Origin of the sequence: Bradyrhizobium liaoningense, from assembly GCF_018130825.1 — a bacterium.
GTDB classification, from domain to species: Bacteria; Pseudomonadota; Alphaproteobacteria; order Rhizobiales; family Xanthobacteraceae; genus Bradyrhizobium; species Bradyrhizobium liaoningense_B.
Map to the genome: position 1 here is coordinate 593596 of NZ_JAFCJS010000003.1, position 18456 is coordinate 612051.

Annotated in this window: 16 protein-coding genes; 9 read left to right on the forward strand and 7 right to left on the reverse strand. The window is 64.6% G+C overall.

Annotation, left to right across the window (positions count from 1 at the left end):
• Positions 1–142: 142 nt before the first annotated feature.
• Positions 143–481, reverse strand: coding sequence for a hypothetical protein (locus JQ603_RS16220; protein WP_212340910.1), 339 nt, complete (start codon positions 479–481; stop codon positions 143–145).
• Positions 482–665: 184 nt separating this feature from the next.
• Here JQ603_RS16220 and JQ603_RS16225 point away from each other — a divergent pair, with 184 nt between their 5' ends.
• The gene (locus JQ603_RS16225; RefSeq protein WP_212340912.1) at positions 666–2012 is read left to right on the forward strand and encodes an LssY C-terminal domain-containing protein; all 1347 of its coding nucleotides are present in this window, start codon (positions 666–668) and stop codon (positions 2010–2012) included.
• Between the two features lie 40 nt (positions 2013–2052).
• Here the strand turns inward: JQ603_RS16225 and JQ603_RS16230 are convergent, their stop codons facing one another.
• Complete coding sequence (locus JQ603_RS16230) at positions 2053–5508, reverse strand: tetratricopeptide repeat protein (protein ID WP_212340914.1); 3456 nt, start codon at positions 5506–5508, stop codon at positions 2053–2055.
• Between the two features lie 309 nt (positions 5509–5817).
• Positions 5818–6408: a PadR family transcriptional regulator gene (locus JQ603_RS16235; protein WP_212340916.1), complete on the reverse strand. Its 591-nt coding sequence runs from the start codon at positions 6406–6408 to the stop codon at positions 5818–5820.
• Between the two features lie 209 nt (positions 6409–6617).
• Between JQ603_RS16235 and JQ603_RS16240 the strand changes: the two genes are divergently transcribed.
• The 5 genes from JQ603_RS16240 (at position 6618) to JQ603_RS16260 (ending at position 12769) form a co-directional block, all read left to right on the forward strand.
• Positions 6618–7004: a nuclear transport factor 2 family protein gene (locus JQ603_RS16240; protein ID WP_211412971.1), complete on the forward strand. Its 387-nt coding sequence runs from the start codon at positions 6618–6620 to the stop codon at positions 7002–7004.
• Positions 7005–7061: 57 nt separating this feature from the next.
• Positions 7062–8852 carry an acyl-CoA dehydrogenase C-terminal domain-containing protein gene (locus JQ603_RS16245; protein ID WP_212340917.1) on the forward strand — a complete coding sequence of 597 codons (1791 nt, stop codon included), beginning with the start codon at positions 7062–7064 and terminating at the stop codon, positions 8850–8852.
• Between the two features lie 9 nt (positions 8853–8861).
• A complete protein-coding gene (locus JQ603_RS16250; protein ID WP_212340919.1) occupies positions 8862–9149 on the forward strand; it encodes a hypothetical protein in 288 nt (95 codons plus the stop codon).
• A 49-nt stretch (positions 9150–9198) separates the two neighbouring features.
• Complete coding sequence (locus JQ603_RS16255; protein ID WP_212340920.1) at positions 9199–10407, forward strand: acetyl-CoA C-acetyltransferase; 1209 nt, start codon at positions 9199–9201, stop codon at positions 10405–10407.
• A gap of 148 nt (positions 10408–10555) precedes the next feature.
• Positions 10556–12769 carry an FAD-dependent oxidoreductase gene (locus tag JQ603_RS16260; RefSeq protein ID WP_212340922.1) on the forward strand — a complete coding sequence of 738 codons (2214 nt, stop codon included), beginning with the start codon at positions 10556–10558 and terminating at the stop codon, positions 12767–12769.
• 536 nt (positions 12770–13305) lie between these two features.
• Here JQ603_RS16260 and JQ603_RS16265 read toward each other — a convergent pair.
• The 3 genes from JQ603_RS16265 to gstA form a co-directional block, all read right to left on the reverse strand.
• Positions 13306–13614 carry a hypothetical protein gene (locus tag JQ603_RS16265; RefSeq protein ID WP_212340924.1) on the reverse strand — a complete coding sequence of 103 codons (309 nt, stop codon included), beginning with the start codon at positions 13612–13614 and terminating at the stop codon, positions 13306–13308.
• Between the two features lie 196 nt (positions 13615–13810).
• The gene (locus JQ603_RS16270) at positions 13811–14155 is read right to left on the reverse strand and encodes a hypothetical protein (protein ID WP_212340926.1); all 345 of its coding nucleotides are present in this window, start codon (positions 14153–14155) and stop codon (positions 13811–13813) included.
• Between the two features lie 114 nt (positions 14156–14269).
• Positions 14270–14884, reverse strand: a complete 615-nt coding sequence (gstA, locus tag JQ603_RS16275) for a glutathione transferase GstA (RefSeq protein ID WP_212340928.1) — start codon at positions 14882–14884, stop codon at positions 14270–14272.
• 126 nt (positions 14885–15010) lie between these two features.
• On the opposite strand from gstA, the gene JQ603_RS16280 reads away from it, so the two are divergent.
• The 3 genes from JQ603_RS16280 (at position 15011) to JQ603_RS16290 (ending at position 17732) form a co-directional block, all read left to right on the forward strand.
• Complete coding sequence (locus tag JQ603_RS16280) at positions 15011–15508, forward strand: MarR family winged helix-turn-helix transcriptional regulator (RefSeq protein WP_018644966.1); 498 nt, start codon at positions 15011–15013, stop codon at positions 15506–15508.
• A gap of 99 nt (positions 15509–15607) precedes the next feature.
• On the forward strand, positions 15608–16978 hold the full coding sequence (locus JQ603_RS16285) for a glutamate--cysteine ligase (RefSeq protein ID WP_212340930.1): 1371 nt from the start codon (positions 15608–15610) through the stop codon (positions 16976–16978).
• A 187-nt stretch (positions 16979–17165) separates the two neighbouring features.
• Positions 17166–17732 carry a PAN domain-containing protein gene (locus JQ603_RS16290; RefSeq protein WP_212340932.1) on the forward strand — a complete coding sequence of 189 codons (567 nt, stop codon included), beginning with the start codon at positions 17166–17168 and terminating at the stop codon, positions 17730–17732.
• A 130-nt stretch (positions 17733–17862) separates the two neighbouring features.
• Here JQ603_RS16290 and JQ603_RS16295 read toward each other — a convergent pair whose 3' ends face one another.
• Entirely contained in the window at positions 17863–18429 is a 567-nt protein-coding gene (locus JQ603_RS16295) for a nucleotidyltransferase family protein (RefSeq protein ID WP_212340933.1), read from the reverse strand.
• Positions 18430–18456 lie beyond the last annotated feature (27 nt).

The window sequence follows — 18456 nt, forward strand, 5'->3', positions numbered from 1 at the left end:
AACAAACCTGTGCCCTGAGCCGAATTCAAGGCACTGCATCTGCGGCTTCTCTTGCCTGGAAATAGCCCAGCCCGGTTACGGCTCGCGCGAACGGCGTGCCTCCATACACGCCTGAACAGCGATGCGGGCGGCGAAGGTCGCGCTAATCGCAGCCAGTGATGCGCTGGACCGCCTTTGTGTACTTCAGATGAAGCGAGCTGTTAGCCGTGTCCGAAGCGGCATTACGACCCAGCATGCGATCCGAGTCCAGGCATGTTTGGAGGTCTTGCTGGATGTGCGAGCACGACCCCAGGGCGTTCTTCTCGGCCTCTTCCTTCGACATTCCAAATCCAACAAACGTCTGCACTCGACCGGCCTCGGTGTCGGCCGCCGATACGAGAGTGATTTCCGAAATGTAGTAAGACGAGCACGAAGCGGCGAGGGCCGCGGTGGACGTACCGGGCATTCCCAGCCAGAGGACGACCAGCGCGGCCGTCTTCATGTTGGTTCTCCGGTTTGGACAACGATCGTCTTGCCTGCGCGACCAGTTGAGAACGCCCATCGTTGTGCTCCATTGTGGCACCCGAACTGGCGATTGCCGCCATCGAAAGGGGTCCGAAGCGTTGATGCAGATCAACAGCCGAGCATCGTCAGCCCGGGACGATAGCCGAGGTAGAGGGACGTGAATGCGCCTGATCCGCATCGTCCTGACGAAAAGGCCGGGTGGCAAGATGAACGAGAATGTCGTCGCTCTTCTCAATCCCATCAAAACGATCAGGGCGCACAAGATCCTGAGTGTCGCGTTTCTGGCTCTCGCGCTGACGCTGATAGCGGTCGTCAACTCATTTCGGTTTTCACCAGATCCGAGCGGAGATGCAAGTTTCATCAACCGCGCCCAGCAGAAGTCCGTACCGGGAATCAAGGTGAGTGCGAGCGCACTCGGAGCGGATGAGAGCGAAAGGAGCTTTGGTGAAAATCTGGCCGGCTACAACATTCAACCCGTCTGGCTGTCGATCGAGAACGAGACCGATGAAGCATTGGCGCTTCTCCCGGTCACCATGGATCCCGATTATTATTCCGCCTATGAGGTCTCCTACAGATTCCACGGCGCTCTGTCATGGTTCGCCAACCGGGCCCGTGACGAATTCTTTCTCAAGCGCCAGATGCCGAGCGACCTTGCGCCGCACAGCAAGACGACAGGCTTCGTCTACGGGGTTCTGGATGCCGGCATCAAATATGCGCACATCATGATCGTCGGGAAGGGCCGCGTGGAGAGCTTCGACCTTGCGCTGTTGGTTCCAGGGCCGCCGTTCGTCGGCACCAATATTCGGGCCGAGAAACTCTATCCCGGCACGAAGATCGAGGAACTCGATCTTTCGTCATTGCGGGAGAGATTTGCAAACTTCGACTGCTGTACCAAAGGGCCTGAGGGGAAACGTGATGGCGATCCGCTCAATCTCGTCATCATCGAAAGCAAGCAAGACCCCATCGTCCCTCTTATTGCCCGCAGATGGCACCTTGCCAGACAGCTCGATTTTGCAAGCGCGATCGAGACCGCGCGCGCTTTCCTGCTTCGAGATCCGTATCAGACGTCGCCCGTGAGCCCGCTTTACGTATTCGGCCGCAGGGAAGACGTCGTCGTTCAGAAAGCCCGGTCCACCATCAATGAGCGCATTCACGCGCGATTTTGGCTGACGCCGTACACCTTCGATAATCGAAGGGTGTGGGTCGGCCATGTGAGCCGGGATATTGGTGTCCGCCTGACCGATCAGACATGGAATTTGACCACGCACAAGATTGCGCCCGACGTCGATTTCGATCGGGCCTATTTTCTTCAGGATCTCATCATGTCCGGATTCAGCGAGCGATTCGGTTACGTCAATGGCGTCGGAGCCGCACCACCATCCGCGCCGCGTGCAAATCTGACAGGCGACCCCTATTACACCGATGGATTGCGCGCGGTCATATTCCTGTCGAATCAAATAACGCCGCTCGGCGAGATCGACAGGCTTGCCTGGGAAACGCCGCCGTAGTGCGAGGGCCCCTGTTCGCAGGGCGCTATCGCATCGCGCTTCAGTGCGCAGCGGAGGCCGAGCGCTTGGCGGCGACCGGCTTCGGCGCGGGCTTCGCATTCGCCTGCGGCGCGCTGTCCCAGCCGCCATTCGGGGTTGCAACATTGACGGCGTCGTCGGGCTGCGGCTCGGCGCTGAAAGTCTGGATCGCGAGCTTGGCGGCGGCGAGCGATTGCGGGTCGAGCCGCTTCGCCACATCGTCACGCTTGCTGGCAGCATCCGCATCGCCCTGCGCGGCCGCGAGGCTGAACCATTTGTAGGACTCGGCGAGGTTCTGCTCGACGCCGATGCCGCGGGCATAGAGGATGCCGAGGTTGAACTGGCTGTCGGCGACGCCGCGATCGGCAGCTTTCCGGAACCACTGCGCCGCGCTCTTGTAGTTGGCGCCGCGTCCGCCGCCGTCGGCATCGAGCACGGCGAGATTGTGCATCGCCTTGGCGTTGCCGCGCTCGGCGGCCTGGGTGTAGTAGCGGCGCGCGATGTCGGCGTCCTTCTTCACCCCGAGGCCCTTTTCATAGAGCGTGCCGAGGCGGAAGGTCGCGGGCACCACGCCGGCCTGCGCCGCGCGGTCGTACCACTTCGCCGCTTCGTCGTAATTGGTGGCAACGCCCTTGCCTTCCGCAAAGCGCAAGCCGATCTCGTAGGCCGCGGTCGCATCGCCCTTCATCGCAGCGGTGCGCAGGGCCGGGCCGCCGATGCCATCAGGCAGCTTCTCGCTCGGCGGCACCTGGATGAGGCCGAGCCGCGCACGGCTGGTGCCCGACAGCGCGCCGGTGATGTCGCTGCTCGCAGCAGGCGGCGGCACTGCCGCGGCCGGCGCCTGCGGGATTTCAACCGAGGCCGAGCTGCCGGAATTGGGCGCGGGCACCGGCGCGGTATTGTTCTGCGATTGCCGTCCGATCGGCGTCGGCGAGGTCATCGACGGCGTGATCTGCTCGGGCGCGGCCGGCTTGATCTCGACCGGCGGTGGCGCAGCCTGCGGTGCCGGCTCGCTCGGAATGTTCTGCATCGCCTGCGGTGCGGGCGGCGCGCTGCTGCCCTCGAGCAGGTTCATCGCCATCTTGAAGGTGCCGAGCACGATCACGACCACGCTCGCGCCGACCAGCAGCGAGCGGATTTTCGAGGTGATGGTCGAGCCACCTTCCTGGCCCTTCTCCTTGGCGCGGGCGATCGCGGCCTTGGCGCCACGGGCCGGCTTCTCGGGTGGCTGCGCGGCGGCGGCCTGGGCCGCGCGGCGCGCGGCCGCGATGAAGCTCGACGACGACACCGGCTCCTTTGGAGCTGCGGGAATTTCGCTGATCGCGCTCTCGGAGGCGGCAATGCGCTCCGACGGCGTGGCGACGCGCCCGCCCGGCCGCGTGCCCGGCTCGAGCGGATGATCCGGCGGCAATTCCGGCGCGATCGCAGCGCGCGGGGGCGCCGTGTGCGGCTCCAGGATCTCGCTGATCGCACGCGGCGGCAAGGGTGGTGCGGCTTGCGGCGCCTGCGGCACCGGCGGCGGCGCAGCCGGGGCGGCGGCATGGAATTCACGCGGCGCAGCGACGAAGGCGGAGTGCGGCGGCTGCTGCTGCATGGCGGCCGGGTTCGGCAGCTCGGGCTTCGGATCGTATTTCGGCGGCTGTGCTTGCGGCCGCGGGTCGCGCGCCACCGGCGCGGGCTCCATCGGCGCGGCCATTGGCATCGGCATCGGCTGCGGCGCAGGAGCCGGCGGCGCGCTGCGCACCGCGCGCAGATCGCCCTCGATCATGGAGAGGCGATCGACGACGTGGCCGAGTGCGCTGTGCACGGCGTCGAGCGAGTCCTGGGTGCTGCGGTTGGTCTCGGCCTGGCTGAAGCGGATGTCGGAGAGCTCGCGCTTGACGAGATCGACCACGCCGGAATCGACAGGCGGTGCGGCGCTGCGGCTCTCGGCGAGCGCCGAATAGGTCGCCTGCTGGCGTTCCAGGTGCCTGAGGATGTCGTGCAGCCCGTCCTCGACGCGGCTCAAATTGCCGTTGCGCGGATCGGCGGCGGCCTCGATCCGCTCCAGCAGATACGAGACGCGCTGTTCGAGATGCGCGAAGGTCGAGGCGGAATCGTTGCCGACCTGCATGCGGTCGAAGCGATCCGACAGCGCGCGGATGGCGGCTTCCAGATGCTCGGTGCTCTCTGACGGCTGCGGCCGTTCGCGGGTTTCGAGCGCGGCGGTGAGCGCGGCGATGCGCTGCTCCAGCACCGCAAAGCTGTCGCCGTGGCCGGAGGCGCGGGTGATCTGGTCGACCTTGGACGACAGCAGCTGGACGTCCTCGGACAGCCGGCCCAGCGCCTCGTTGGAGGCGACGTTGGAGACGATGCCGCGCAGCGCGGCGATCGCGCCTTCGAGCTGGCGCACCGTCGAGGGATCGTCATTGGCGCGCAGGATCAGGTCGAGCTTGGCGCCGAGATTGCGGATCGCCTCGTCATAGCCGGTGAGCTGCTCGGCCGGCGTCAGCGTGCGCAGCACCTGCTTGATGTCGGACAGCGCGCGCTCGATGCCTGACAGCACCTGGCCGTCGGTGCCGTTGGAGCGGGTCTCGTCGATGCGCCGATGCAGCGAGCGGATTTCGTTCTCGATCGATTCGATCGCGCGCCGCGGCATCGCCTCGGTGATGGCGGTGCGGATCTCCGCAAGCTCGCTGCGGAAGGCATTGATGGCCTGCTCGGTATTGTCGGGCCGCTGCAGCGCTTCGATCTGGCTCGTGATCTTGAGCAGATGGCGTTCGAGCGCCGAGAAATCCGGCCCCGGCTGCGGTGGCGGCGGAGCATAGGCCGGCGCGGGCGGCGCCATTGGTGCCATGGTCGGCGCGTAATGTGCTGCGGGTGCAATCGACGGCGCTGAGCGTGGCGGCATTTGCCTCGGCGCAAAGCCGTCAAGCTCGCTCTGGCGCGCGGTGATCTCGGCGACCGCGACGTCGAACGAGGCGGGGCTCAGGGGTGGTGAGCTGCGATAGACTTGAGCTGCCGCGCGCTCGACTGCATCGGCCTGGCGCTGGCGCGCCTCAACCGGTGACGGCGCGGGGGCTGGCCGCGGCGCCTGAGGCTGCTGCGGCTGAGGGCGGGAGATCTGCGACAGCCGCGCGTCGAGCCGCGAGATCGCGTCGTTGAGCTGGCGCGCGACGCCCTGCTCGCGCGAGACGTCTCTTTCACGAGAAGAGTCCTGGCGCGGCGCGGGCTTTGAAATCCGCTCGATCTGCTGGGTGATCGCGTCGAGCCGCTGGTGGATGTCCGCGACTTCGCGGCTCTCCTGGCTCGGCATGTGTTGCGGACGTTGATCCTGACGCTGATCGTAAGGTCCGCGAAAGTTTGGCGGGGCAGTTTCGCCGAGCGTGGAATTGAGCCAATCGTTGAGCGACATGCCCGCGCGACGCGCAGCAGCTTCGGCCCGCTCCCTTACGGATGGATCGATGCCGTCAACACTCCACGATACGCGCGAATTCATGACTCTGTCCGGTTCCGACTCCGGCGCCCCACCCGGCGCCTCCAGCCTCCCCACGCGTGCCGGTTGCAAAGACAATCGAATTTGGCGCGGGTCGTCTGCCTCGAAAACCGACTTTTTCCTGTTACGGTAAATAACGGGTTAAGGAATGCGGCGCGGGTGTCTTAAAGTTGGGCGAGGGGAACCTTGGGGGCCATGCGCGAAGGTGCGTAGCCCGGATGGAGCGCAGCGCAATCCGGGGCAAGGGGTGCTCGGGGGCGAAGACCCCGGATTACGCTGCGCTCCATCCGGGCTACAGGCCGGCGCTTTCCCTCAGCCCTTCCCCTCGCGCTTGCCATCCTCGATCGGCACCACCGCGGCCTTGCCGCTCATCGTCGACAGCGCTTCGAGGGCCTCCTCGCAAAAGTCCGCCACCATCTGCTCGTGGCGGGCCCCTAAGCGGAGCAGGAGCAAATTGCCGAGATCGAGCCGGCCTTCCGCCGTGCCGTCCGGAAAGCGCTTCTTCAGGATGCGTACGTAATTGGCGTGGCGGTCGCGATGGTGCTCCAGGCGGGCCATCAGGTCGGTGCGCAGCGGCTCGATGTCGATGCTGTCCAGCGCATGGAGGCGAACCAGCAGGTCGTCCTTGGTCGAGGCCGGCGTGCTTGGCCGCGCGGCCCAGTGCCGCAGCGCTGTTCTACCTTCGGGCGTGAGCGTATAAACCAGCTTGTTGGGCTTGCCCGTCTGCACGATCTCGCGGCCCTGGATGTAGCCGCGGTCGCGCAGCTTGGAGAGCTCGCGGTAGATTTGCTGGTGGTCGGCCTTCCAGAAGAAGCCGATCGAGGAATCGAACGTCTTGGCGAGCTCGTAGCCCGTCATCGGCCGTTCCGTCAGGCATGCGAGGATTGCGTCGCCCAGTGCCATGACTGGCCTCCTTCTTCGACCTTGACTAACTCGCTTGACTTTATGCGCATCGGCGCATATGCGTCAATGTGCATATGAGGCGGCCCAAGGATGGGGTCAAAGACCCCACCCGAAAACCCAGCGAAATCAAGCTGGGCGCTACTGTGCATGGGGTTGTTTTCGCTTTTTTGCCAAGGCTCCTGGAAAGCCCTTTAGGGAGGCACCCGAGAATGACCGGCCTCGATTCCTGGTACGCCTACATGAAGTCTCATGACCGCACTGCGCTCTGGGACCTCCTGCATCCTGACGCCGTGTTCGAAAGCCCCGTGGTGCATTCGCCACAGCGCGGCCGCGACATCACCTTCAAATACCTCTCCAGCGCCGAGAAGGTGCTCGGCGGTCCCGGCTTCACCTATGTCGGTGAGTGGAAAAGCGCCGATGGCGCCGTGCTCGAATTCAAGAATGTCATCGACGGCATCGAGATCAACGGTGTCGACATCATCACCTTCGATACCGAGGGACGCATCACGCATTTCAAGGTGATGGTGCGTCCGCTCAAGGCGATCAACATGCTGCACCGCCTGATGGCGGAGCAGCTTGCCGCCGCCCAATCATAAGCCCAACATCACCACTTCAAGGCCCAATGACTTCAAGGCTAATGCCGGGAGAACGCCATGCCGATCTATAAAGCCCCCGTCGAAGACGTGAACTTCCTGCTCAACGACGTCTTCCAGATCGATCGCTACGACAACCTCGCCGGTTTTTCCGATGCGTCGAGCGACGTGCGGGAGGCGATCCTCGGAGAAGCCGCCAAGCTTTCGGAAGAGGTGCTCCAGCCGCTGAATCGTGTGGGCGATCTCGAAGGCTGCAAGCGCACTGAGGACGGCAGCGTCATCACGCCGAAGGGATTCAAGGACGCCTTCAAGCAGGTTGCCGAAGGTGGCTGGCTCGGCCTGTCGGCGCCAACCGAGTTCGGCGGCCAGGGCCTGCCGGTGACGCTCTCGCAGGCGGTCAACGAATTCCAGATCTCGGCCAACATGGCGTTCTCGATGTATGGCGGCCTCACCATGGGTGCGACCGCCGCGCTGCTCGTTCATGGCTCGCCGGAGCAGAAGAAGACCTACGTGCCGAAGATGATCGCGGGTGAGTGGACCGGCACCATGAACCTGACCGAGCCGCATTGCGGCACCGACCTCGGCATGCTCCGCACCAAGGCGGTGCGCCAGGCCGACGGCAGCTTCAAGATATCGGGCACCAAGATCTTCATCTCGGCCGGCGAGCATGATCTCGCCGACAACATCATCCACCTCGTGCTCGCCCGCATCGAGGGCGCGCCCGCCGGCATCAAGGGCGTGTCGCTGTTCGTGGTGCCGAAATTCCTGGTGAATGCCGACGGTTCGGTGGGGCAGCGCAACGGCGTCGTCTGCGGCTCGATCGAGCACAAGATGGGCATCCACGGCAATTCCACCTGCGTGATGAACTACGACAACGCCACCGGCTGGCTGATCGGCGAAGAGAACAAGGGCATGCAGGGCATGTTCGTGATGATGAACGAGGCTCGGCTCGGCGTCGCCGTGCAGGGCCTCGCGCAGTCCGAGGTCGCCTATCAGAACGCGGTCGCCTATGCCCGCGAACGCATCCAGGGCCGCGCGCTCACCGGCGCCAAGGCGCCGGACAAGCAGGCCGACCCGATCATCGTGCATCCCGACGTGCGCCGCACGCTGCTCTCGATCCGCGCCTTCAACGAGGCCGCGCGCGCCTTCGTGATGTGGACCGCGCTGAAGAGCGACGTCGCCCACCGCTCGGAGGACCCGAAGGACCGCCAGGCCGCCGACGACCACATGGGCCTGATGACCCCGGTGCTGAAGGGCTTCCTCACCGAGTACGGTTTCGCCAACGCGGTGCAGGCGCAGCAGATGTATGGCGGCCACGGCTACATCGCCGAGCAGGGCATGGAGCAGTTCGTGCGCGATGCGCGTATCGCCATGATCTATGAAGGCGCCAACGGCATCCAGGCGCTGGACCTCGTCGGCCGCAAGCTGCCGCGCGACGGCGGCCGCGCCATCATGGCCTTCTTCGGCGAGGTCATGGCCTTCGCCAAGGAGAACGGCGGCGACGAGGCGATGAAGCCGTTCATCACCCCGCTCTCGGCCTCCCTCGGTCATCTCCAGCAGGCCACGACGTGGTTGATGCAGAATGCGATGATGAAGCCCGACAATGCGGGCGCGGCCGCAACCGACTACATGCATCTCTTCGGCTTCGTTGCGCTCGGCTACATGTGGGCGAAGATGGCGAAGGTGACGAACGCCAAGATTGCCGAGAGCGGGGCCACGCCCTATCTCTCGACCAAGCTCGTCACCGGCCGCTTCTTCATGGAGCGGATGCTGCCGGAAACCGCGGCCAATCTCGCGCGCATCCAGTCCGGCTGCGCCACCATCATGGAACTGCCCGCGGAAGCGTTCTGAGGAGTTTCGATGTCGGCGGCGGAGGCGATCGTTGCGGAGTTTCGCGCCTTCGGCGCCGGGCTCCGCCGCGACAAGTTCTGCGTACGCTCCGCCCTCGACATCGTCGACCGCTGCGAGACCAATGGTGTCGGAATTCTCGGGATAGAGGGCTTTTACCTGACCGACACCACGACCGTCCCCAAACTCGATCATGTCCTCGATCTGAGCGCCGGGATGAAGGCTTACGACACCGCGCGGCAATTCCTTCGCCACGGCGAAGGGCTGCCGCTGTTCTACGAATTCACGTTCCAGGAATGATCCCGATCGCGTTGCGGTCGTAACCAATAGCTGCAATCAGGAGGCTCCCATGGCAGATGCCTATATCTACGATCACGTCCGCACCCCGCGCGGGCGCGGCAAGGCCGACGGCGCGCTGCACGAGGTGACCGCGCTTGCGCTCGCCACCGTGCCGCTGAAGGCGCTGAAGGACCGCAACAACCTGCCGGAAGACTCGGTCGACGACGTCGTGCTCGGCGTGGTCGATCCCGTCGGCGAAGCCGGAAGCGACATCGCGCGCTTCGCCGCGCTGAAGGCCGGTCTCGGCGAAGCCGTCCCCGGCGTGCAGATCAGCCGCTTCTGCGCCTCCGGCCTCGACGCCGTGAACTTTGCCGCCGCCCAGGTGATGAGCGGCCAGCATGAGCTCGTCATCGGCGGCGGTGCCGAATCCATGAGCCGCGTCGGCATCGGCGCCTCCGGCGGCGCGTGGCCGATGGACCCCTCGATGGCGGTGCCGGCCTATTTCATGCCGCAGGGCGTCTCGGCCGATCTGATCGCGACCAAATACGGCTTCTCGCGCGACGACGTCGACGCCTACGCCGTGCAGAGCCAGCAGCGGGCCGGCAAGGCCTGGGACGAGGGCCGCTTCAACAAGTCGGTGGTGCCGGTGAAGGACATCAACGGCCTCACCATCCTCGCCAAGGACGAGCACATGCGTCCTTCGACCACGATGCAGTCGCTGGCGCAGCTGCAGCCGTCGTTCACGATGATGGCGCAGATGGGCGGCTTCGATGGCGTCGCGGTGCAGTCGCACCCGGAGATCGAGCGCGTCAATTACGTGCACCACGCCGGCAACTCCTCGGGCATCGTCGACGGCGCCGGCGCCGTGTTGCTCGGCAGCAAGGAGGCGGGCAGCAAGTATGGCCTCAAGCCTCGCGCGAAGATCCGTGCGTTCGCGAATATCGGCTCTGAGCCGGCGATGATGCTGACCGGTCCGGTCGACGTCACCGAGAAGCTGTTCGCGCGTTCCGGCATGAAGAAGTCGGACATCGACCTGTTCGAGCTCAACGAGGCCTTCGCCTCCGTCGTGCTGCGCTACATCCAGGCGTTCGACATCGACAATGCCAAGATCAACGTCAATGGCGGCGCCATCGCGCTCGGTCATCCGCTCGGCGCCACCGGCGCGATGATTCTGGGCACCGTGCTCGACGAGCTCGAGCGCACCAACAAGTCCACGGCCCTTGTGACGCTGTGCATCGGCGGCGGCATGGGCACCGCGACCATCATCGAGCGGGTGTAACGAGCTGCCGTAGGGTGGGTTAGCCGAAGGCGTAACCCACCATTCCACGGCGAGAGAAGTGGTGGGTTACGCTTCGCTAACCCACCCTACGAGATCTCAAGTCAACCGCCGCGCCTGAGATCGGCTGCGGCACCGAGGAGCAACCACTATGTCGTACAAGAACTTCAAGGTTGAGACCGATTCCGACGGCATCGCGCTCGTCACCTGGGACATCCCGGGCCGTTCGATGAACGTGCTCGACGAGACCTCGACCAGCGAACTCGACGCGATCGTCAAGGCGACCACGGCTGATGCGTCCGTGAAGGGCGTCGTCATCACCTCGGCGAAAGAGGCGTTCTGCGCCGGCGCCGACCTCTCCATGCTCGAAGGCATGAACCAGGCCTACGCCAAGGTTTTCAAGGAGCAGGGCGAGACCGCCGCGAACCAGATGCTGTTCGACCAGAGCCGCCGCTTCTCGCAGGTGCTGCGCTCGATCGAAACATCAGGCAAGCCGTGGGCGGCCGCGATCAACGGCCTCGCGCTCGGCGGCGGCTTCGAGATCACGCTGTGCTGCCACTATCGTGTGGCGGCCGAGAATCCCAAGACCCGCCTCGGTCTGCCCGAGGTCAAGGTCGGCCTGTTCCCCGGCGCCGGCGGTACGCAGCGCGTGCCGCGCCTGGTGCCGCCGCAGGACGCCATGACCATCCTGCTCAAGGGTGATCCGGTCACCGTCGACAAGGCCAAGGCGCTCAACCTGATCCACGCCATCGTTCCCGCCGCCGACCTCATCAAGGCCGCGAAGGAGTGGATCAAGGGCGGCGGCAAGGCGGTCGCGCCCTGGGACGAGAAGGGCTTCAAGCTGCCCGGCGGCCCTGTGTTCTCGAAGGCCGGCATGATGATGTTCCCGGCCGGCAACGCGATCTATCGCCGCGAGACCTACGACAACTATCCGGCCGCGCGCGCGATCATGAGCTGCGTCTATGAAGGCCTGCAGTTGCCGATCGACGCCGCGCTCCGCGTCGAGTCGCGCTACTTCACCTCGGTGCTGCGCTCGAAGGAAGCGGCCGCGATGATCCGCAGCCTGTTCCTGTCGATGCAGGAGCTCAACAAGGGCGCGCGCCGTCCGAAGGACGTGCCCCCCACCAAGGTGAAGAAGATCGCCGTGATCGGCGCCGGCTTCATGGGCGCCAGCGTCGGCTACGTCTCGGCCCGCGCCGGCCTCGACGTCGTCCTGATCGATCGCGACCAGGAGAGCGCCGACAAGGGCAAGGCGCATGCGCAGAAGGTGATCGAGGATCAGATCAAGAAGGGCCGCGCCAAGCCGGCGGATGCCGAAGCATTGCTCGCGCGCATCACGCCGACCGCGGACTACGCGGCGCTGAAGGACGTCGACCTCGTGATCGAGGCCGTGTTCGAGGACCGCAAGGTCAAGGCGGACACCTTCGCCAAGGCGCAGGAATATATGAAGTCGGACGTGATCTTCGCCTCGAACACCTCGACGCTGCCGATCACCTCGCTGGCCGAGAGCTTCAAGGACCAGGGCAAGTTCATCGGCATCCACTTCTTCTCGCCGGTCGAGAAGATGATGCTGGTCGAGATCATCCTCGGCAAGAACACCGGCAATGCCGCGCTGGCGACCGCGCTCGACTATGTCCGTCAGATCGGCAAGACGCCGATCGTGGTCAACGACTCCAGAGGCTTCTTCGCCAATCGCTGCGTCGGCCGCTACGTCGCCGAAGGCAACGAGATGTTCCTCGAGGGCGTGCCGCCGGCGATGATCGAGAACTGCGCCAAGATGGCCGGCATGCCGGTCGGCCCGCTCTCGCTGTCGGACGAAGTCGCGCTCGATCTCGGCCTCAAGATCATGAAGGCGACCGAAGCCGATCTCGGCCCCAACGCCATCAATCCCGATCAGAAGAAGCTGATGGTGGAGATGGTCGAGAAGCAGGGCCGTCTCGGCCGCAAGAACAGCAAGGGCTTCTACGACTATCCCGAGAAGGGCAAGGGCCAGAAGAGCCTGTGGCCGGGTCTCTCCGCGCTGCAGCCGAAGCAGCTCGACCCCGATACGCTCGATATCGAGGAGCTGAAGCAGCGCTTCCTGGTGGTGCAGGCGGTGGAAGCCGCGCGCACGGTCGAGGACAACGTCATCACCGATCCGCGCGAGGCGGATGTCGGCTCGATCCTCGGCTTCGGCTTCGCGCCGTTCACCGGCGGCACGCTGTCCTATATCGACTTCATGGGCACGAAGAAGTTCGTCGAGCTCTGCCACAAGCTGGAAGCGAAATACGGCTCGCGCTTCACCCCGCCGAAGCTGCTCGAGGAGATGGCTGCGAAGGGAGAGACCTTCTACGGGCGGTTCGCGCCGAAGAAGGCGGCAGCCTGATCTGATCGTTTAACTTCGTAGCCCGGATGGAGCGCAGCGAAATCCGGGACAGAGCTTCCGACACGTGAGACCCCGGATTGCGCTTCGCTCCATCCGGGCTACGCGACAACAACAAAGGCCGGATCATCGATCCGGCCTTTTTCTTTTGCGCATCCTCACAGTTGCATCAGATTTGTTCCAGGTTGTGGAACCGCTCACAGAATCGGGATAGGAACCGTGCCAGAGTCCCCGCTGCCGCGGCGTCGCGCAATTGTCATAGGCGCGCCAAAGCGGCGCCGTTCTTTTGCTTGGCCCTGGCACTAGTCTTGCTGCGGGTCAGGGTCACGAATCGCGTTGGGACACTTGCCGATTTTCTCGGCAAGCCGAAGACGAAGAGAAAGCTGCCCTTGATGAACTCCTTGGTGCTGCGGAAGACCGCGCTCGGTCGCGATCTTGCCGCGAAATATGCTGTTGCGTCCGCAACTGGCCTTCTCTCATCGCAGCAGAAGCCGGCGCGCCTGCGCCGCAAGGGCCCGGCGCTCTGGGTCGCGTTGGCGCTACTTGTGCTGGCGGCCGATTTTTGGCTGGCCTATCTCGCCTGGCTCGCCGTCGACCTCGTCATGCGGTGAGACCGCGCGAGCGTGCAGCAGATACGATGCCGCGAGATAGCCGAGCTGGGAGGCGACAAGACAAACGGCAATGACGGTCACGCCCCCCACCATCCCGAAATCATACGTGCGAAGAACGATCGCCGAGACAATTGCGATCAACGGCGAGACCACGACCAGCGCCCAGATCCTGAAAACGCGACCTGTCGCGATTCCCACCAGCGCGCTTGCAACGATCAGGACGATGGCAATCGTCAACTTAAACTCCGATGAGAGTGCAAATATTCTTCAATCAACGCCTCAAGCTCGCCCGCTTTACGCGTGCTGACAAGACAGCGCCACTTACATTTGGCGAACAGTCGTTCATAAGTCTAATCAAGGTACGATGATCCGGCGGAACGGGTTCGCGCCGCGCTGCGGCGAATAAAAAGGCCGGATCGTTGATCTGGCTCTCTTACTTGCTGTCGCCGAACGGCGAGAACGCGCGGCCCGAGACCGCATCGTCGGCGAGACTGGCTTTCCAGGTTCCTTCGTCGGCCCTGTCAATGCGGACCTCGAAGCGCCAGCCATTCTGGTTGGTGAAGGCGATCTCCGTTCCGCCCTTCCTCTTGGCGTAGCTGCACGGATATTCGGTCGGCCGGTCCGGAAAGACGATCTTTCCTTCCTTGCTCTCGAACACGGCCGAGGTGACCTGCGCATGGACCATGAAGATGCAGCTGCGTTGCGGCGTGACCGGCGTCGACAAGCCGAGCATCGCGAGCGGGGCGCCGGCGGCGGTCATGAGGACGATCATGTTCATGGGGCAACAGTCTCGCGGAGATGGTCCTTCGACGTCGCGGCCGGTCGAATGGTTCACAACGAAGAAAGGCCGGATCCTCGATCCGGCCTTTCGCTTGTTCCGTCTTGCGAGCGCCTACTTCGCCTGCGCGAGCCCTTCCTTCTTCAGCGCCTCCTGCACCTGGGGGCGCGCGGCGACGCGGGCCTTGTAGGCGGCAAGGTGCGGCATCGCGGTGAAGTCGAACTTCATCCGGTCGGCCCAGGTCAGCATCGTGAAGAGATAACCGTCGGCCACCGTGAACTGCTTGCCCATCAGGTAGTCGCGGCTGGCGAGCTGGCTATCGATGTATTTCAGCTTGCCCATGACGCGGTCCTTGAAGAAGGCCTTGGCCTCGTCGTTCAGGGCGGGGGCGAACATCGGGCCAAAACTCTTGTGCACCTCGGAGGTGAGGAAGTTCAGCCATTCGAGCAGCTTGTAGCGCTCGGCGCTGCCATGGGCGGGCGCCAGCGCCTTGGCTGAGGCCTGGTCGGCGATCATCTGGACAATCACCGGGCCTTCGGTCACGATCTCGCCGCTGTCGAGGCCCAGCGCAGGGACCTGGCCCTTGGGGTTCAGCTTCAGATAATCCTCACCATCTTCGAGCTTCTTGGCCCGGATATCGACCTTGACCAGTTCGTAGGGTAGGCCGGCTTCCAGGAGCGCGATGTGGGGGGACAGGGAGCAGGCCCCGGGCGAGTAATAGAGCTTCATGGAATTTCCTCCTCTTGACGCTTGGCTACGGCGAAGGAACGCCTACATGCATCTGCATGCAATAGTCAAGATTGATGCACGTGCATCGAGTGAGGTAAGAGACGGGCGACGAGCTTGAGCGGGACCATGAAACGCAAACCATCGACCGAGGCAACCTCCGCCTGGATCCGCCTGATGCGGGTGCAGAGCCGCGTGCTCGACTGCGTCGAGCAGGACCTGAAGAAGGCGGGCTTCCCGCCGCTGGCCTGGTATGACGCGCTGCTCGAGCTGTCGCGCGCCCCCTCCGGCGAGCTGCGGCCGGTGGAACTCGAACGGCAGATGCTGATCCCGCAATACTCCACCTCGCGATTGATCGACCGCCTGGTCGACGAGGGGCTCGCCTCCCGGCGCGAATGCAAGATCGACAAGCGCGGCCAGTTCGTGGAGATCACCGAAGCCGGCCGCGAACTGCAGAAGCGGATGTGGGGCGCCTATTCTGCCGCGATCGAGAAATATGTCGGCTCGAAACTGTCCGATGCCGATGCCGTCAAGCTCAGCGGCCTGCTCGACCGGCTGGGCTGCTCGTGCGGTGAGATGAAGCTGCCGCCCGTCGCCAACGTCAACGAAAGCACGCCGTCGCGATGATTGCGCGGCAACCAGCACGTCCGCGCACCCGGTGGGTTCGCGGACGATCCCCTTCACCCCGCGCGCATTCGGTCGAAGCGCCTTTGATTAGAGTTTGATATGGCGCGAGACCAGATCGATATGACGCCGCTGCAGTCACGTGACGAGCTCGTCGCGTGGTTCGAGGCCGGCTGCAAGGACCCGTCCGAATTCCGCATGGGCACCGAGCACGAGAAGACGCCGTTCACGCTCGAAGGCCACCGTCCGGTGCCCTATGAGGGCGCGCGCGGCATCGGCGCGCTGCTCGAAGGCATGAAGCTCCTGCTCGGCTGGGAGCCGATCATGGAGAAGGGCAACATCATCGGCCTCTACGACGTCACCGGAGGCGGCGCGATCTCGCTCGAGCCGGGCGGACAGTTCGAGCTCTCGGGCGCACCGGTCGAGAACGTGCACCAGACCCAGAGCGAGCTGATGGCGCATCTCGCCCAGGTGCGCGAGATCGCGACGCCGCTCGGCATCGGCTTCCTCGGTCTCGGCATGACGCCGTCCTGGTCGCGCTCGGACATCCCGGTGATGCCCAAGGGCCGCTACAAGATCATGACCAATTACATGCCGAAGGTCGGCCAGTACGGCCTCGACATGATGTACCGGACCTGCACGGTGCAGACCAATCTCGACTTCTCCTCCGAAGCGGACATGGTCAAGAAGCTGCGCGTGTCGCTCGCGCTCCAGCCGGTCGCAACCGCCCTGTTCGCCAACTCGCCCTTCACCGAAGGCAGGCCGAACGGCTTTCTCTCCTTCCGCTCCGAGATCTGGCGCGACACCGACAATGCGCGCGCCGGCATGATGCCGTGGGCGTTCGAGGACGGCATGGGCTTTGAGCGCTATGTCGACTATGCGCTCGACGTGCCCATGTATTTCGTCAAGCGCGGCGAGGACTACATCGACGTCTCGGGCTCCTCGTTCCGCGCCTTCTTCGACGGCCGCAACAACAATTTGCCCGGCGAGCGTCCGACGCTGTCGGACTGGGCCAACCATCTCTCGACGATCTTCCCGGAAGTGCGCCTCAAGCGCTATCTGGAAATGCGCGGCTCCGATGGCGGCCCCTGGGGGCGCCTGCCGGCGCTGTCGGCATTCTGGGTCGGGCTGCTCTATGACGACGTGTCGCTCGATGCCGCCTGGGACCTGGTGAAGCACTGGAGCGCGCATGAGCGCCAGGCCCTGCGCGACGACGTGCCGCGCTTCGGCTTCAAGTCGCGGATCAAGGACCGTTATCTGTTCGAGATCGCCAAGGAATGCCTCGTTCTGGCCCATGCCGGCCTGCGCCGGCGCGGCCGGATCGACCAGCTCGGACGCGACGAGACCCGGCACCTCGAGCCGCTCGACCGCATCATCGATTCCGGCCGGACGCCGGCCGAGGAAATGCTCGAGAAGTTCAACGGCCCCTGGAAGGGCTCGGTGGAACCGGCCTACGCGGAATACGCGTTCTAGAGCCTGTTTGGGCATGATCCTCTCGGAAAACCGCGTCACGCTTTGTGCGAACGCGGGTCTTCGGGGCCGGATCATGCTTTAGGCCAACGACGGGGATTTCGGCCGTTCATCGCCCATACAGGTTTGCGGCGATCAAATGGTCGGCCGAAAAAACCTGAGCGTCGTCAATAACTCGAAAGCAGTTCCGATGGGGAAGGGCCGCCTGCGTGGGGCCGTGATGGCGAGCGTCGTGGCATGCGTCACGCTGCTTTCGCTCGCGTTTGCGAGCGTGCCGGCGCGCGCCCAGACGGCCTTCGACCGGCCAGGCGGCGACTATTTCAACACGCCGGTCACCTCGGGCGACCCCGAGGATTGCGCGCTGCTGTGCGAGCGCGACCGCAAGTGCCGCTCCTGGAGCTTCAGCTATCCCGACATCGACGGTGCCGCGGCGGTGTGCTGGCTCAAGAACACCGTGCCGCCGCGCGTGCCCGGCAGTTGCTGCATCTCCGGCGTCCGCGGCGCCGGCGTGATCGAGCCGCGCGTCGAAGGCGTGGAAACGTCGATCGACCGCCCCGGCGGCGATTTGCGCAATTTCGAGCTCAAGGACGGCGAAAGCGTAGAGGCCTGCAAGGCCGCCTGCACCGCCGACAGCAAGTGCCGCGCCTTCACCTACGCCCGCCCCGGCTACACCGGGCGCGAGGCGCGCTGCTTCCTGAAAAAGGAAATCAAGCCGCCGCGCAGGAAGGCGGGGTTCACGTCGGGCGTGGTGCGGTAGGCGGGATGCCGTAGGGTGGGTTAGCTGTGCGGCTGCGCGAAGCGCAGTCCGCGCGGCGTAACCCACCTCTTCTGCATCCGCGGAGATAAACAGTGGTGGATTACGCTTCGCTAATCCACCCTACGGTACTTCACTCCGCCGCGATCACCGTGAGCTCCGGCCATAGCGTTTTCCATCGCCCGGCCTTCACCGCGTAATTCGCCGCTGAAAAATTCGGCCCCGGATTTGGCCGCGCGATCAGCCCTACGACATCGCCAAAGCCGCGCGGCGCGTAGACCTCGTAGCCATCGCCTGCGCGCCTGACGCCGATTTGCGTGTTCTGCGTGAGGAAGCGGTCGATGCCCTCCGTCGAGCTTCTCAGGGGCGGATAGGGCAGGCCGTGCTTGCCGGGATACCACAGATGCACGCGTGCCTGGTTGCGGATCTCGACCTTGACGCCGAGCTGCGCCAGCCGCTCATGCAGCTTGCGGATCACCGCATCCTCTGCCTCCCACGAGGTGTCAGGGTCGAAATAGAACGCGTCGTAGTCGGCGATGCCGTGATCGATGGCGCGGCCGGTGAGCACGTTCCATACGGTCTGCACCAGGCATCCCGAGACCAGCCATGCATCCGGCAGAGCGAGCCGCGCGAGCTCGTCGACGATCGCTGCGTTGATCGGATTGCGCAGGGCGAGAGCGAGAAATTCGTCGCGGGTCATCGGGAAATCGCAGGGTGGGCAAAGGGG

Coding starts and splice junctions, on each gene's coding strand:
- JQ603_RS16220 (WP_212340910.1), bottom strand. CDS start 481: ATGAAGACGGCCGCGCTGGTCGTCCTCTGGCTGGGAATGCCCGGTACG.
- JQ603_RS16225 (WP_212340912.1), top strand. CDS start 666: ATGCGCCTGATCCGCATCGTCCTGACGAAAAGGCCGGGTGGCAAGATG.
- JQ603_RS16230 (WP_212340914.1), bottom strand. CDS start 5,508: ATGAATTCGCGCGTATCGTGGAGTGTTGACGGCATCGATCCATCCGTA.
- JQ603_RS16235 (WP_212340916.1), bottom strand. CDS start 6,408: ATGGCACTGGGCGACGCAATCCTCGCATGCCTGACGGAACGGCCGATG.
- JQ603_RS16240 (WP_211412971.1), top strand. CDS start 6,618: ATGACCGGCCTCGATTCCTGGTACGCCTACATGAAGTCTCATGACCGC.
- JQ603_RS16245 (WP_212340917.1), top strand. CDS start 7,062: ATGCCGATCTATAAAGCCCCCGTCGAAGACGTGAACTTCCTGCTCAAC.
- JQ603_RS16250 (WP_212340919.1), top strand. CDS start 8,862: ATGTCGGCGGCGGAGGCGATCGTTGCGGAGTTTCGCGCCTTCGGCGCC.
- JQ603_RS16255 (WP_212340920.1), top strand. CDS start 9,199: ATGGCAGATGCCTATATCTACGATCACGTCCGCACCCCGCGCGGGCGC.
- JQ603_RS16260 (WP_212340922.1), top strand. CDS start 10,556: ATGTCGTACAAGAACTTCAAGGTTGAGACCGATTCCGACGGCATCGCG.
- JQ603_RS16270 (WP_212340926.1), bottom strand. CDS start 14,155: ATGAACATGATCGTCCTCATGACCGCCGCCGGCGCCCCGCTCGCGATG.
- gstA (WP_212340928.1), bottom strand. CDS start 14,884: ATGAAGCTCTATTACTCGCCCGGGGCCTGCTCCCTGTCCCCCCACATC.
- JQ603_RS16280 (WP_018644966.1), top strand. CDS start 15,011: ATGAAACGCAAACCATCGACCGAGGCAACCTCCGCCTGGATCCGCCTG.
- JQ603_RS16285 (WP_212340930.1), top strand. CDS start 15,608: ATGGCGCGAGACCAGATCGATATGACGCCGCTGCAGTCACGTGACGAG.
- JQ603_RS16290 (WP_212340932.1), top strand. CDS start 17,166: ATGGGGAAGGGCCGCCTGCGTGGGGCCGTGATGGCGAGCGTCGTGGCA.
- JQ603_RS16295 (WP_212340933.1), bottom strand. CDS start 18,429: ATGACCCGCGACGAATTTCTCGCTCTCGCCCTGCGCAATCCGATCAAC.